General features: G+C 67.2%; 12 protein-coding genes. 4 read left to right on the forward strand and 8 right to left on the reverse strand.

Annotated features, from left to right (window positions below; genetic code table 11):
* Positions 1-6 precede the first annotated feature (6 nt).
* The 4 genes from EC845_RS16075 to secA form a co-directional block, all read right to left on the reverse strand.
* On the reverse strand, positions 7-528 hold the full coding sequence (locus tag EC845_RS16075) for an NUDIX domain-containing protein (protein WP_123299128.1): 522 nt from the start codon (positions 526-528) through the stop codon (positions 7-9).
* The gene (locus EC845_RS16080) at positions 525-1397 is read right to left on the reverse strand and encodes an ATP-binding protein (RefSeq protein ID WP_123299129.1); all 873 of its coding nucleotides are present in this window, start codon (positions 1395-1397) and stop codon (positions 525-527) included. Before EC845_RS16080 ends, EC845_RS16075 begins: the two co-directional genes overlap by 4 nt.
* 51 nt (positions 1398-1448) lie before the next feature.
* Positions 1449-2690 (reverse strand): bifunctional glutamate N-acetyltransferase/amino-acid acetyltransferase ArgJ, encoded by a 1242-nt coding sequence (argJ, locus tag EC845_RS16085; RefSeq protein WP_123299130.1) that lies wholly within the window; start codon positions 2688-2690, stop codon positions 1449-1451.
* A gap of 250 nt (positions 2691-2940) precedes the next feature.
* The gene (secA, locus tag EC845_RS16090; RefSeq protein WP_123299131.1) at positions 2941-5718 is read right to left on the reverse strand and encodes a preprotein translocase subunit SecA; all 2778 of its coding nucleotides are present in this window, start codon (positions 5716-5718) and stop codon (positions 2941-2943) included.
* Positions 5719-6018: 300 nt separating this feature from the next.
* On the opposite strand from secA, the gene EC845_RS16095 reads away from it, so the two are divergent.
* From EC845_RS16095 to EC845_RS16110, 4 genes are all read left to right on the forward strand, one after another.
* Complete coding sequence (locus EC845_RS16095) at positions 6019-6339, forward strand: hypothetical protein (protein ID WP_123299132.1); 321 nt, start codon at positions 6019-6021, stop codon at positions 6337-6339.
* A 122-nt stretch (positions 6340-6461) separates the two neighbouring features.
* Positions 6462-7481: an ABC transporter substrate-binding protein gene (locus tag EC845_RS16100; RefSeq protein WP_123299133.1), complete on the forward strand. Its 1020-nt coding sequence runs from the start codon at positions 6462-6464 to the stop codon at positions 7479-7481.
* Positions 7482-7547: 66 nt separating this feature from the next.
* Positions 7548-8462 carry an ABC transporter ATP-binding protein gene (locus EC845_RS16105; RefSeq protein WP_123299134.1) on the forward strand — a complete coding sequence of 305 codons (915 nt, stop codon included), beginning with the start codon at positions 7548-7550 and terminating at the stop codon, positions 8460-8462.
* 10 nt (positions 8463-8472) lie between these two features.
* Complete coding sequence (locus tag EC845_RS16110) at positions 8473-9345, forward strand: ABC transporter permease (RefSeq protein WP_123299135.1); 873 nt, start codon at positions 8473-8475, stop codon at positions 9343-9345.
* Positions 9346-9426: 81 nt separating this feature from the next.
* Here the strand turns inward: EC845_RS16110 and EC845_RS16115 are convergent, their stop codons facing one another.
* The 4 genes from EC845_RS16115 to EC845_RS16130 all read right to left on the reverse strand — a co-directional run bounded on the left by EC845_RS16115 (position 9427) and on the right by EC845_RS16130 (position 13629).
* Complete coding sequence (locus tag EC845_RS16115; RefSeq protein ID WP_123299212.1) at positions 9427-10281, reverse strand: SDR family NAD(P)-dependent oxidoreductase; 855 nt, start codon at positions 10279-10281, stop codon at positions 9427-9429.
* Positions 10278-11135, reverse strand: a complete 858-nt coding sequence (locus EC845_RS16120; RefSeq protein ID WP_123299136.1) for a sugar phosphate isomerase/epimerase — start codon at positions 11133-11135, stop codon at positions 10278-10280. The genes EC845_RS16115 and EC845_RS16120 overlap by 4 nt, the downstream gene beginning before the upstream one ends.
* A gap of 51 nt (positions 11136-11186) precedes the next feature.
* Positions 11187-11801 carry an NIPSNAP family protein gene (locus tag EC845_RS16125; RefSeq protein ID WP_123299137.1) on the reverse strand — a complete coding sequence of 205 codons (615 nt, stop codon included), beginning with the start codon at positions 11799-11801 and terminating at the stop codon, positions 11187-11189.
* 70 nt (positions 11802-11871) lie between these two features.
* Positions 11872-13629 carry an FAD-dependent oxidoreductase gene (locus EC845_RS16130; protein WP_123299138.1) on the reverse strand — a complete coding sequence of 586 codons (1758 nt, stop codon included), beginning with the start codon at positions 13627-13629 and terminating at the stop codon, positions 11872-11874.
* Positions 13630-13631 lie beyond the last annotated feature (2 nt).

Here is a 13631-nt window from a genome sequence, read left to right on the forward strand (position 1 = left end):
GTCGGTTCAAGCGCCGAGCCGTGTCCCGGTTGCCGGATCCAACGGCAGCTCGGTGATCTCGCCGGACCACTGCCGCTCGTCGGCCAGCCAGCGCAGCACAGGCAAGGCGCCGGGCAGCACCGGGTGCACGGTCACTGGCAACTGCTGCCAGCAGAAATGCTGGCCCTCGCGCATCTGAAGCTCACCTTGCCAATCGGTCACCTTGCAGAAATGCAGGCGGACCAGGGCATGCGGGTAATCGACCGCCTCGGTGCGCCAAGGCTCTGCGCCACCGATGCGGATGCCCAGTTCCTCTTCGAGCTCACGGGCCAGCGCGTCGGCCACACTCTCGCCCGCTTCGAGCTTGCCGCCGGGAAACTCCCAGTAGCCGGCATACACCTTGCCTTCGGGGCGCGAGGTGAGCAGAAAAGCGCCGTCGGCCTGCATCAGCACGCCCACGGCCACGTCGACGGCCTTGCGGTCGGCGCCGCCGGTACGAGGCCGGTCGCCATGGGCCACCAGGGTGGCTTGAGAGGTTTGCTCGCTCATGCGCCCTCCCGTCCGACATAGTCGCGTGCGAACTGGTACGCCACGCGCCCGCTGCGCGAGGCCCGTTCGAGCGCCCAGACCAGGGCCTGCGGCCGTGCGGCCTCGATGCGCTCGGGCGGCACGCCGAATGAACTCAGCCACTGGGCCACGATGGCCAGGTACTCGTTCTGGCTGAACGGATAGAAACTCACCCACAGACCAAAACGCTCCGAAAGCGAGATCTTTTCCTCGACCACTTCGCCGGGATGCAGTTCGCCGTCGTCGGTGTGCTTGTAGCTCTGGTTGTCGGACATGTACTCGGGCAGCAGATGCCGGCGGTTGCTGGTCGCGTAGATCAGCACATTGGTGGTCGATGCCGAGATCGAGCCGTCGAGGATGGACTTGAGCGCCTTGTAGGCCGGTTCGCCGTCCTCGAAGCTGAGGTCGTCCGAGAACACGATGAATTTTTCCGGACGATTCGCCATGACCTCGACCAGATCGGGCAGGTCAACCAGGTCGCCCTTGTCGACCTCGATGAGGCGCAGACCCTGGCTGGCATAGGTGGTCAGCATGGCCTTGATCAGCGAAGACTTGCCGGTGCCCCGGGCGCCGGTGAGCAGCACGTTGTTGGCCGGACGGCCCCGCACGAACTGCTCGGTGTTGCGGCGGATCTTCTCTTTCTGGTCGTCGATCTCGCGCAGGTCGTCGAGCGCCATCTGCGCGACATGCCGCACGGGTTCGAGCACACCGTGCCCACCGGCACGCTTGCGGTAACGAAAGGCCACCGAGGCCTGCCAATCCGGTTCGGCCAGCGGCTGCGGCAGCACCGATTCGATGCGCGCCAGCAGCGCCTCGGCCCGCGTGAGCAGGCGTTCAAAAGCTTCGTTCATCCTGGTTCTTCTCTTTTCCGGGCCGGCTGCGCCGAGCGGCACGGCAGCCGCTCAGGAGCGGTAATCGGCGTTGATGGTGACGTACTCGTGGCTGAAGTCGCAGGTCCAGACGGTGTCGACGGCATCGCCGCGGCCCAGCACCACACGCACGGTGATCTCGTCCTGCTTCATGACGCGCTGGCCCTCTTCCTCGCGGTAGGCCGGGTTGCGGCCGCCCTGAACGGCCACATGCACGTCGTCGAGGAACAGGTCGATGCCGGTCTGGTCGAGGTCGGCGATGCCCGCGTAGCCCACGGCGGCCAGGATGCGGCCGAGGTTGGGATCGCTGGCAAAAAACGCGGTCTTGACCAGCGGCGAATGGGCGATGGCATAGGCCACCTGGCGGCACTCGGCCGCCGTCTTGCCGCCTTCGACCCGCACGGTGATGAACTTGGTGGCGCCCTCGCCGTCCCGCACGATGGCCTGGGCCAGCGTGCGTGCGACGTCGAGCAGGGCGGCCTTGAGCACACGGCCCTCTTCGCTGTCCCAGGTGGCGATCTCGGCATGGTCGGCCTTCTGGCTGGCCATGACCACGAACGAATCGTTGGTCGAGGTGTCGCCGTCGATGGTCACGCGATTGAACGAACCCTCGGCCAGTTCGAGCGCCAGGGCCGGCAGCAGACCGGGTGCCACACGGGCATCGGTCGCCAGGAAACCGAGCATCGTCGCCATGTTGGGACGGATCATGCCCGCGCCCTTGCTGATGCCGGTGATGCTCACCGTGGCTCCGCCGATCTGCACGCTGCGGCTGAAGGCCTTGGGCACGGTGTCGGTCGTCATGATGGCCTCGGCGGCCACGGCCCAATTGTCGGCGCGGGCGGCCGAAAGCGCCTGCGGGAGGGCCGCGGTGATGCGGTCGACCGGCAACTGCTCCATGATCACGCCGGTGGAGAAAGGCAGGACCTGTCCGGGCGCCACACCGACCAGCGCGGCGAGGCTGGCTGCGGTGTCGCGCGCGCGTTGCAGGCCGTCGGCACCCGTGCCCGCATTCGCGTTGCCGGTGTTGACCACCAGGGCCCGGATGCCCTCACCGCCTTCGGCCACGCGGGCCAGCGACTCGCGGCACACCTGGACCGGAGCGGCACAGAAACGATTCTGCGTGAACACGCCGGCGACGGCCACCCCTTCATCCAGCAGGAACACGGTCACGTCCTTGCGATTGGCCTTGCGCACGCCCGCCTCGGCAAAACCGATGCGCACGCCCGCGATGGGCAGCAGGGAAGCGGGATCGGGCGCATGAAGATGAACAGCCATGGATTTTCTCTCTGGGTTTGTTGGGATCGGCGCCTGCACGGGCAGGCGCGGGGTCGGGCAAAGGACACGGTGCCGGGCGAGCCTCCGCCTGGTGGCCCGCTCGGCATGAATCGGCCATTCTAGAACCTGTTCATGACCTTTTCGGCCGTGCGCCGCCCCATTGAAAAACGGCCCGAAGGCCGTCTGTGGACGAGAGGCTGCCGCTGCGAGCCGGCCACTGCGTCGTGGCAGCAACCGGGCAGCGCTGCCATCAGGCCAGCTTGCCGTGGCAGGCCTTGTATTTCTTGCCGCTGCCGCAAGGGCACGGATCGTTGCGTCCCACGCGTTGCAGGCCGCCGCCGGCCGAACCGGCTCGTGCCTCTTCGGACGGACGCTCGACCGACTCGACGCCGTCGCCGCCCTCGGCCGGAGCCGTGTAAGTGACATGGCTGAGTGCCGAACCACGGGCTTCGAGATCGGAGGCGGCTTCGTCGAGCTGGGCTTCGGACTGCACACGCACGTTCATCAGCACCTTGGTGACGCTGTTGCGCACGGTGTCGAGCATCAGGCCGAACAGCTCGAAAGCCTCGCGCTTGTATTCCTGCTTGGGCTGCTTCTGGGCGTAGCCGCGCAGGTGGATGCCCTGGCGCAGGTGATCCAGCGAGGCCAGATGTTCACGCCAGTGGTTGTCGATGGTCTGCAGCAGCACGGCACGCTCGAAAGGCTTGAACTGCTCGGCACCCACCTGGTTGAGCTTCGCGTCGAACGACTCGTTGGCCGCGGTCAGCACCCGCTCGAGCACATCCTCGTCGGTGATCGCGCTGGCCTGTTCGACTTCCTGCGCCAGCGGAACATCGAGCTGCCACTCGTCGAGCAGCGCCTTTTCGAGGCCGGGCAGGTCCCATTGCTCTTCGACCGACTGGGCCGGCACGTACTGGCGGACCAGGTCGGTGACCGCGCCTTCGCGCAGCGCATCGATCTGGCCTTGCAGATCGTCCGCGTCGAGGATGTCGTTGCGCTGCTGGTAGATCACCTTGCGCTGGTCGTTGGAGACGTCGTCGTATTCGAGCAGCTGTTTGCGGATGTCGAAGTTGCGGGCTTCGACCTTGCGCTGGGCACCTTCGATGCTGCGTGTGACCATGCCGGCCTCGATGGCCTCGCCTTCGGGCATCTTCAGGCGGTCCATGATGGCACGCACGCGGTCGCCCGCGAAGATGCGCATCAGCGGATCGTCCAGGCTCAAGAAGAAACGCGAGGAACCCGGATCGCCCTGACGGCCGGAGCGGCCGCGCAGCTGGTTGTCGATGCGGCGCGACTCGTGGCGCTCGGTGGCCACGATGCGCAGGCCGCCCAGGGCCTGGACTTCGTCGTGCTCGGTCTGCCAGAGGCCGCGCAGTTCGGCGGTCTTCTGCTGCCGGGCGGCCTCGTCGAGCGACTCGTCGGACTGGATGGCCGCGATGTCTTTTTCGATGTTGCCGCCGAGCACGATGTCGGTCCCCCGGCCCGCCATGTTGGTGGCGATGGTGATCGCCTTCTTGCGGCCGGCCTGGGCGATGATGTCGGCTTCGCGGTCGTGCTGCTTGGCGTTGAGCACCTGGTGGGGCAGCTTGGCCTGGGTCAGCAGGGCCGAGATGAGCTCGGAGTTCTCGATCGAGCTCGTGCCGACCAGCACCGGCTGTTCGCGTTCGTAGCAGTCGCGGATGTCGGCGATGGCGGCGTCGTACTTCTCCTTGGAGGTCTTGTACACGCGGTCGAGCTGGTCGATGCGTTTGCTGGGCCGGTGCGGGGGGATCACCACCGTCTCCAGGCCGTAGATGCTCTGGAACTCGAAGGCCTCGGTGTCGGCCGTGCCGGTCATGCCGGAAAGCTTGTTGTAGAGGCGGAAATAGTTCTGGAAGGTGATCGAGGCCAGCGTCTGGTTCTCGGGCTGGATCGGCACGCCTTCCTTGGCTTCGACGGCCTGGTGCAGGCCTTCGCTCCAGCGGCGGCCGGCCATCAGGCGGCCGGTGAACTCGTCGACGATGACGATCTCGCCGCCGTTCTGGCCCTGCTGCACGACGTAATGCTGGTCGCGGTGGTAGATGTGCGTGGCGCGCAGGGCGGCGTTGATGTGGTGCATCAACAAGATGTTGGACGGGTCGTAGAGCGAGGCGTCGGGGGCCAGCAGGCCGGCTTCGGCCAGCAGGCGCTCGGCGTTCTCGTGGCCGTCTTCGGTCAGGAAGACCTGGTGCGACTTCTCGTCGACCGTGAAGTCGCCCGGTTCGATGACGCCTTCGCCGGTGCGCGGGTCCTCTTCGCCGATCTGCTTCTTGAGCTGCGGCACGACCTTGTTGATGGCCAGGTACAGCTGGGTGTGGTCTTCGGCCTGTCCGCTGATGATCAGCGGCGTGCGGGCCTCGTCGATCAGGATGGAGTCCACTTCGTCGACGATGGCGAAGTTGAGCCCGCGCTGCACCCGCTCGGCCGGGTCGTAGACCATGTTGTCGCGCAGGTAGTCGAAACCGTACTCGTTGTTGGTGCCGTAGGTGATGTCGCTGCCGTAAGCGCTCTGCTTGGCGTCGCGCGGCATGAAGGGCAGGTTCACACCCACGCTCAGGCCCAGGAAGTTGTAGAGGCGGCCCATCCACTGCGCATCGCGATTGGCGAGGTAGTCGTTGACCGTCACCACGTGCACGCCCTTGCCCGCCAGCGCATTGAGGTAGACCGGCAGCGTCGAGGTCAGCGTCTTGCCTTCGCCGGTGCGCATTTCGGCCACCTTGCCGTCGTGCAGGGCGATGCCGCCCAGCATCTGCACATCGAAGTGGCGCATTTTCATCACCCGCTTGGAGCCTTCGCGGACCACCGCGAAGGCTTCGGGCAGGATGTCGTCGAGCGGCACGCCCTGGGCCACGCGGTCTTTGAACTCCTGGGTCTTGGCCCGCAGTTCGTCGTCGCTGAGCGCCTCGAACGTCGATTCCAGCGCGTTGATCCGCTCCACGGTCTTGCGGTAACCCTTGAGCAGGCGGTCATTGCGACTGCCGAACAGTCTGGTCAGAAAATTGTTGGCCATGAAAATTGCGCCGCCTCTTGCCCCCCCATTGCGGTGACACGGCGACGACGTCCTTGTAATCCTGGAATACAAATGGCGCCTGCGGCTCCTGATTCAATACCCCACTCCCACAGGCATGACGGCTCCGAAGACGAATCGGACATTCTACCTACACCTCATTACCGCCAAAGCGCATCGCGGCAACCGCCGACGGCCTCAGTGCGCCGATCGCCCGCCGGCAGGCAGACGCCGCCGAAGCCGCCCAGGGGCGATAATGCCTGCCAGCGCCGGGCCACCGCCCGGCCCGCCCCCCGGAGCCCGATGCCGCGCAGCCACCGCCCCTTCACCCTTCAGCAGGCCATGAGCCATGCCCCGGGTCTGGCGCGCCTGGCCGAACTGACGCAGGCCTCGAATTCGCGCATGCGGACGATCGAACCGCTGATTCCGGCCATGCTGCGCCCGGCCGTGCGCCCGGGCCCGCTCGATGGCGAGGCCTGGTGCCTGCTGGTCGACAGCACGGCGGTGGCCGCCAAGCTGCGCCAGCTTCTGCCCGCCTTCGAGGCCCACCTGCGCACCAAGGGCTGGCCCAACGCCAAGATCCGCCTCAAGGTTCACCTGGCACAGGCAAGACGCACGGCATAAGCTCATCACCGGATCTGCTTAGGCGTTTTTTGATCTCGCTTCGCGCAATTCATTCGTTTTCCTGCGCAGAGCCTCCTTCTACAGTCAGTGGGATACACCAACTACGAGTAGAGGGCTTTCCCATGACACGTTTCAAGCTCACGCGACACGCCACCGTGGCTTTGCTGGCCGGTGCCGGCCTGATGACCGCGAGCCTGTCGGCGCAGGCCGAGGGCCAGTTGCGCATCGCCCAGCAGTTCGGCGTGGTGTATCTGCTGCTCAACGTGGCGCAAGACCAGCAGTTCATCGAAAAGCGCGGCAAGCAGGCCGGCGTCGACATCAAGGTCGAGTATGTCAAGCTGTCGGGCGGCTCGGCCGTCAACGATGCGCTGCTGTCGGGCAGCGTGGACGTGGCGGGTGCCGGCGTCGGGCCGCTGTTCACCCTGTGGGACCGCACCCATGGCCGCCAGAACGTCAAGGGCATCGCCTCGCTGGGCAACTTCCCGTATTACCTGGTCAGCAACAATCCCAACGTGAAGACGATCGCCGACTTCACCGAGAAAGACCGTATCGCCGTGCCCGCCGTGGGCGTGTCGGTGCAGTCGCGCATCCTGCAGTGGGCGTCGGCCAAGCAGTGGGGCAACAAGGAATACGCCAAGCTCGACAAGATCTCGGTGGCCCTGCCCCATCCGGATGCAGCGGCGGCCATCATCAAGGGCGGCACCGAGATCACGGGCCACTTCGGCAACCCCCCGTTCCAGGAACAGGAACTGGCCGAGAACCCCAATGCCCGCATCGTGCTGAAGTCGTACGACGTGCAGGGTGGCCCGGCCTCGTCGACCGTGCTGTACGGCACCGAGAAATTCCGCAACGAGAACCCCAAGACCTACCAGGCGTTTATCGAAGGCCTGGACGACGCGGCCAAGTTCATCACGGCCAACCCGGAACAGGCGGCGGACATCTACATCAAGATCACGGGCGCCAAGACCGACCGCAAGCTGCTGCTGTCGGTGATCCAGAACCCGGAAGTGCAGTTCAAGGTCGAACCGCAGAACACCTTGGGCCTGGGCCAGTTCATGCATGAAGTGGGCGCGATCAAGAACCAGCCCAAGGCGCTGAAGGACTACTTCTTCGACGACCCGCGCGTTGCCAAGGGCAACTGACCTCCCGACCCCGGCCTCGGCCCCGCCGGGGCCGCCGCGCCGAACGACAACAAGGATCCCGCCCTCATGAATGCCCGCAGCCATGCACTGCGACAGGCCCCGGACCTCGAATCCGGCCTCGAGCCAAAAGGCTCCGCCGCCACGATCGCGCCGCACGACACGCAGGGCCGGACTGCCGCACAGGCATCCTCCCTGCTGTTGCGCGTCGACGGCGTGACGCTGGAGTACCGCACCCCCGAGCGGGTGGTGCGGGCCACGCACCGGGTCGATTTCGACCTGTACCAGAGCGACCGTTTTGTGCTGCTGGGGCCGTCGGGCTGCGGCAAATCGACCTTGCTCAAGGCGGTGGCCGGGTTCATCGAACCGACCGAAGGCGAGATCCGCCTGTCCGGCCAGCGCGTGCAGGGCCCCGGGCCCGACCGCATCGTGGTGTTCCAGGAGTTCGATCAGCTACCGCCCTGGAAAACGGTGCACCAGAACGTGATGTTCCCCTTGCTGGCCTCGCGAACCCTGGGGCGCAAGGAAGCCGGCGAAAGGGCTTTGCACTACCTCGACAAGGTCGGTCTGGCACGATTCGCCCATGTCTATCCGCACCAGTTGTCGGGCGGCATGAAGCAACGGGTGGCCATTGCACGCGCACTGGCGATGCAGCCCAAGGTGCTGCTCATGGACGAACCCTTTGCCGCACTGGACGCGCTGACGCGCCGCAAGATGCAGGAAGAGCTGCTGGCGCTGTGGGACGAGGTGCGTTTCACGCTGCTGTTCGTCACCCACTCGATCGAGGAGGCGCTGGTCGTGGGCAACCGCGTGGCCCTGCTCTCGCCCCACCCCGGACGCGTGCGCGCCGAGATCAACAGCCATGGCTGGGACCTCGGCAGCCTGGGGGGCACCGACTTCCAGGCGGCAGCGCAGCGCATCCACCGCCTGCTTTTCGACGAGACGGCGCAGGCCCCTGGCGATGCGCACCTCCAGGCCGTTTGACGAGTTTCCGATGACCACCCCGCTGAATCCCCCCATCCGCGCCGAGTACGAGCGCGAACTCGCTCCGTTCGTCGAGGCGCCGGTCGAGCGCCATCTGCCGCTGGCCACCCGCCTGTGGCAGCAAGGCTGGCTGCGCAAGAGCGTCATCATCGCCGCGCTGGCCTTGCTGTGGGAGATCTTTGCCCGCTGGCAGGACAACGATCTGCTGCTGCCCACCTTCAGCGCGACGACCCTGGCACTGGTCGACGGCCTGGCCAGCGGCGAGCTGATCGAAAAAGTCCAGATCTCGCTGGTGGTGCTGGTACAGGGTTACCTGGCCGGCATCGGCCTGGCCTTTCTGCTGACCACGCTGGCCGTCTCCACCCAGTTCGGACGCGATCTGCTGTCGACGTTGACGTCGATGTTCAACCCGCTGCCGGCCATCGCCCTGCTGCCCCTGGCACTGCTGTGGTTCGGCCTGGGCCAGGGCAGCCTGATCTTTGTGCTGATCCATTCGGTGCTCTGGCCGCTGGCGCTCAATACGTATGCCGGCTTCCAGGGCGTGCCCGAGACGCTGCGCATGGCCGGCCGCAACTACGGGCTCAAGGGCCTGCCCTACGTGCTGCAGATTCTGGTGCCGGCGGCGCTGCCGTCCATCCTGTCGGGCCTGAAGATCGGCTGGGCTTTTGCCTGGCGCACGCTGATCGCCGCCGAGCTGGTGTTCGGTGCCTCGTCCGGGCGCGGCGGACTCGGCTGGTTCATCTTCCAGAACCGCAACGAGCTCTATACCGACCGGGTGTTTGCCGGCCTGGTGCTGGTGATCGTGATCGGCCTTCTGGTGGAGAACGTGGTGTTCTCGACCCTCGAGCGCGTGACCGTGCGCCGCTGGGGCGTCCAGCGCTAGACGGCCAACACGCAGCCATCCGGTCCCGGGGCGATGCACGCCGGGCCCGGCGCGGCCTGCGGTTGCGAGCGAGGCGGCGTGTCAGCGCGCCTTGTCCGGGCGCCCGGGAATCTGCGTGAGCATGTTGCCGGCCACGCCGCCGTCGACGACCAGGTTGCTGCCCGTCACGTATGCGGCTTCGGGGCTGGCGAGATACAGCACCGCCTGGGCCACGTCCTCTGCCTGGCCGATGCGGCCCAGCGGAACCAGCGACTCGCGTCGTGCCGCGACATCGGCGTGCCGATAGACCGACTCGGTCAGCGGCGTGCGGATCATGCCGGGGCTGACGGTGTTGACGCGGATGCCCATGTCGCCCCATTCCAGCGCCAGTTGCCGGCACAGCATGATGAGTGCGGCCTTGGCAGCCGAGTACGCGCCGTAGCCCGGATGCGCCTGCAGACCGGACATCGACGCCACGGCGACGAGGCTGCCGCGCGAGGCGGCCAGCGCAGGCCGCGCGGCTTGCGCCAGCGTCCAGGTGGCCCGGGTGTTGAGGGCAAAACAGCGGTCCCACTCCGCCACGTCGAGCGTCGCCAGTTGGCCGGGACGCGACTGGCCGGCGTTCGAGATCAGGGTATCGAGCCCACCCGCCCAGGCGATCGCATCCTGCACGGCCTGCGCGGTGGCTTGCGGTTCGGTCAGGTCCACGCAGACGACTCGGACATCGGCCTGCAACGCAGCCAGTTCGGCCTGCAGCGTCTCGAGCGCTGCGGTGGGCCGTGAACCGAAGGCCGCGAGCTGCAGCCGCTGGCCACGGCGCCGGGCATCGTGCGCCAGCGCCAGGCAGATGGCGCGGCCCATGCCGCCGGCCGCCCCGGTCACCAGCACCCGCCGCGACAGGCCTGCTGCCGCAGCGCCGTCGCCGGGGGACACAGAGAAGCCGGTGTCTGTCGTCATGGCGCCGGGCATCGGGCGCCGTCGCCTTCCAGCCGTTGCCGGGTCGCGGCCAGGGTCTGCCGTGCCCATTCGAGCGCGCCGAGCTGCGGTGCGCGCACATCGTGCGGAATCTCCACGCTCACCGGCAGATCCGCCGGCAAGGCCTCGAACAGCCCCTTGAGATCGACCGTGCCTTCGCCCGGCAGCAGGCGCTCGCAGCGCGCGGTGTGGATCAGTTCGGCATCGCTGAAGTCCGTGCCCGCCACGGCATCGCACATCTGAGCGTAGTGCAGCCACTCGCGCGGCAATGCCCGGATCTCGTCGAGCGTGGTGTGCGAACGTCCGAAGTGGATGCCGTCGACGAGGATGCCCGCATTCGCCGGACGGCCCGCGGCCTCGACGACCGCCACGGCATCGGCGGCGTTGCGCACGGCAGTCCAGGGCATGAACTCCACATCCGCCGTCAGGCCATAGGGCCGCGCGGCCTCGCACAGTGCCGCATAGGACTGGGCCAGCCGGGCCGGGTCGGGATCGTCGCAGCCGACCAGCACGGCCTTGGCGCCGAGCTGCTGGCCGACTTCGAAAAACGCGCGGTAATCGCCGGCCTCGAAGCGCTCGCCGAGACGGATGATTTCCAGGTCGAAGACCTGAACGCCCGTGTCGCGCAGCACGGCCAGCGTCTCGCGCAGTTGCGCGGCATCGTTCATGAGCGGATAGGCGGTGCCGCCGGGCGCTGCAGGCAGCAGGCGGATGCCGGCATGGCTGTAGCCGGCCTGGGCCGCCACGGCGACGATCTCGGGCGGGCCGAGCGAGAGCACGGTCAATTGCGCCAGCGAATAGGCGCGCGCCGGTCGGGTCGATGTTGCAGAAGTCATGTCGGTCTCCCCCTTTCAGATGGACGGGTGCGTGAAGGTTGGGCTGCGGGCTTATTTCAGGGGCGAGACATCGGTGGGCACGAACACCTGCGAGTGCATGGCGGGTGTCAGCCAGTCCGGACCGCCCTTGGGCGGCCAGATGCCTTGCTTGACCGCGTCGGCGCGGGCGGCCGATCGTTCGTTGAGGCTGGCATAGGGCCAGATCTGCGTGAAGCGCGGCCGGCCGTCGAGTGCGTACATGGCGACCAGGCAGGGCGAGACTTCCTGGCGCGCGGGCAAGGCCTGTTGCCATTTCTCGAGGGTATGCGGCAGGCCGCCGGTCTTGAAATCGTAGGTGCGGATTTCGTAGACCGCGCCGTAGCTGCCCGGCGTGGGTGCGGGCAGCCAGTCGAAGCCCTTGTAGCTGTGCCATTCGAGCGCGGTGGTGAACTCGGCGCTGCCGAAGGGATCGGCGCTGCGCAGGCCACGCTCGCGTTCGGCGTACAGCGCCTCGAGCGTGTCGAAACCGCGCAGCACGGCGATCTGGTTGAGGTCGCCGATGTCGGAGAACCACACGCCGTACAGCGTGCCGCCCGCCTCGGGGGCTTCGCAATAGGACTTGATGGCGGCATTGGCCTTGGCGGCCGTGCCGAAACGCACGGTCAGGGTAGCGAGTTCGAAGAACATGGTGTGGCTCCTGTCGAAGGATTGGAAGTGAAGGAAAAAAAGCCGGCCGGCGACAACCCGGCATGGGGTTTCAGGCGGCTTGGGGATAAGCGGATTGCAGCGGCACGCCCGCCATGTCGTGAGCGGCGATGAAACCGAAGGTCAGGGCCGGCCCCAACGTGATGCCGCCGCTGGGGTAGCGTCCGCCCATGACGCTGTGCATGTCGTTGCCGCAGGCATAGAGCCCTGCGATGGGCTGGTCGCGCGCATCCAGCACGCGTGCGCTGGCATCGGTGCGCAGACCGGTGAACGTCCCCAGGCTGCCGGGCACGATCCTGACGGCATAGAACGGCCCGTGCTCGATGGGGGCCATGCAGGGATTGGGCGCATGCGTGGGGTCGCCCTGCACGCGGTTGTAGGCCGTCTGGCCCTTGGCGAACAAGGGGTCGTGCCCGCTGCGGGCATGCAGGTTGTATTGCGCCACGGTCGCCTGCAGCGCGGCCGAGTCGATGCCGCAGGCCTGGGCCAGTTGCGCCAGGTCGTCGGCCCGCTTGAGGTAACCCGAGCGAATCAGGTGGCCGAACGGCATGGGGGCCGGCTTGGCCGCGCCCAGCCCGTAGCGGCGGATGAAGCGGTGATCGCACAGCAGCCAGGCATGCACGGTCTGCCCGGGTGGCACGGTCTTGAGCAGCGCTTCCATGAAGTCGAAGTAGGAATCCGCCTCATTGACGAAGCGTTTTCCTTGCGCCGTGACAGCGACGACGCCCGGCTTGGCCCGTTCGATGAGGTGCGGATAGACGCCCTGGCTGCCGTCGGCACGCGGCACCAGCGAAACCGGCGCCCAGGCACCCGGACTGTCCGTCCGGTGTTCCAGGCGCGCGCCCACCGATTCGCCCAGCCGCAGACCGTCGCCCGTGCACGACGGCACGGCCGCAGACCAGTGTTCCCGGCCCGTGGGCGCATGGTCGAACAGTGCCTTCTTGCGTTCGACATCGTGCGGGAAACCGCCGCAGGCCAGCACCACCGCACGGCCGGCGCGCACGGTGATCTCGCCGGCGGGCGTCTGCACCACGGCACCGGCGACACGGCCATCCTGCTCGATCAGGCGCCGGGCCGCATGCGACGTCAGCACCCGTACGCCGGCATCGAAAGCCGACTTGGCCAGACGTGCGGCCAGCGCATTGCCGTTCACCAGCCGCATGCCGCGGCCATGCACCAGCAGGTCGCGCCAATGGCCGAGCACCCGTCGCGTCACATAGGCAAAAGACGAGAGCGAACGCATCGCACGCAGGAAATGGCGCAACTCCGCCCCCGATGCGATGCCCATGCCCCACAGCGAAATCAAGTCCAGCGGCGGACGCATGTCCCGGCCGTGCGGTCCCAGCTCACGCGCATCGAAAGGCTGCACGCTGACGGAGCGTCCGCCCAGCGCTGCATGCGGCGTGTTGCCATGAAAGTCCGGAACGGCGTTGCCGTCGACGAACCGCAGCGCGGTGTGCCGCTCGAAGAATTCGATCATCGCCGGACCGTGGTCGAGAAAAGCCTCGACATGGCTGGCGCTGTAGTGCTCGCCGATCTCCTGGCGCAGGTAGGCCAGCGGCGCGGACCGGTCTTCCCGGATTCCTCCGCGCAGGGCCAGCGGATTGCGTGGAATCCACATCCAGCCGCCGGACCAGGCGGTCGTGCCGCCGTAGACCGGCTCTTTCTCGATCACCACCACATCCAGTCCCAGCTTGGCGGCCGTCACGGCGGTGGCCAATCCACCGGCGCCGGAGCCGATCACCAGGACGTCACATTGCAGGTCTTGCCGTTGTGTTTGAGGAGAGGATGCGGTGGTGTGGGGGGTCATGA

It is taken from the genome of Comamonas sp. BIGb0124, from assembly GCF_003752175.1.
Classification (GTDB): Bacteria; Pseudomonadota; Gammaproteobacteria; order Burkholderiales; family Burkholderiaceae_C; genus Comamonas_F.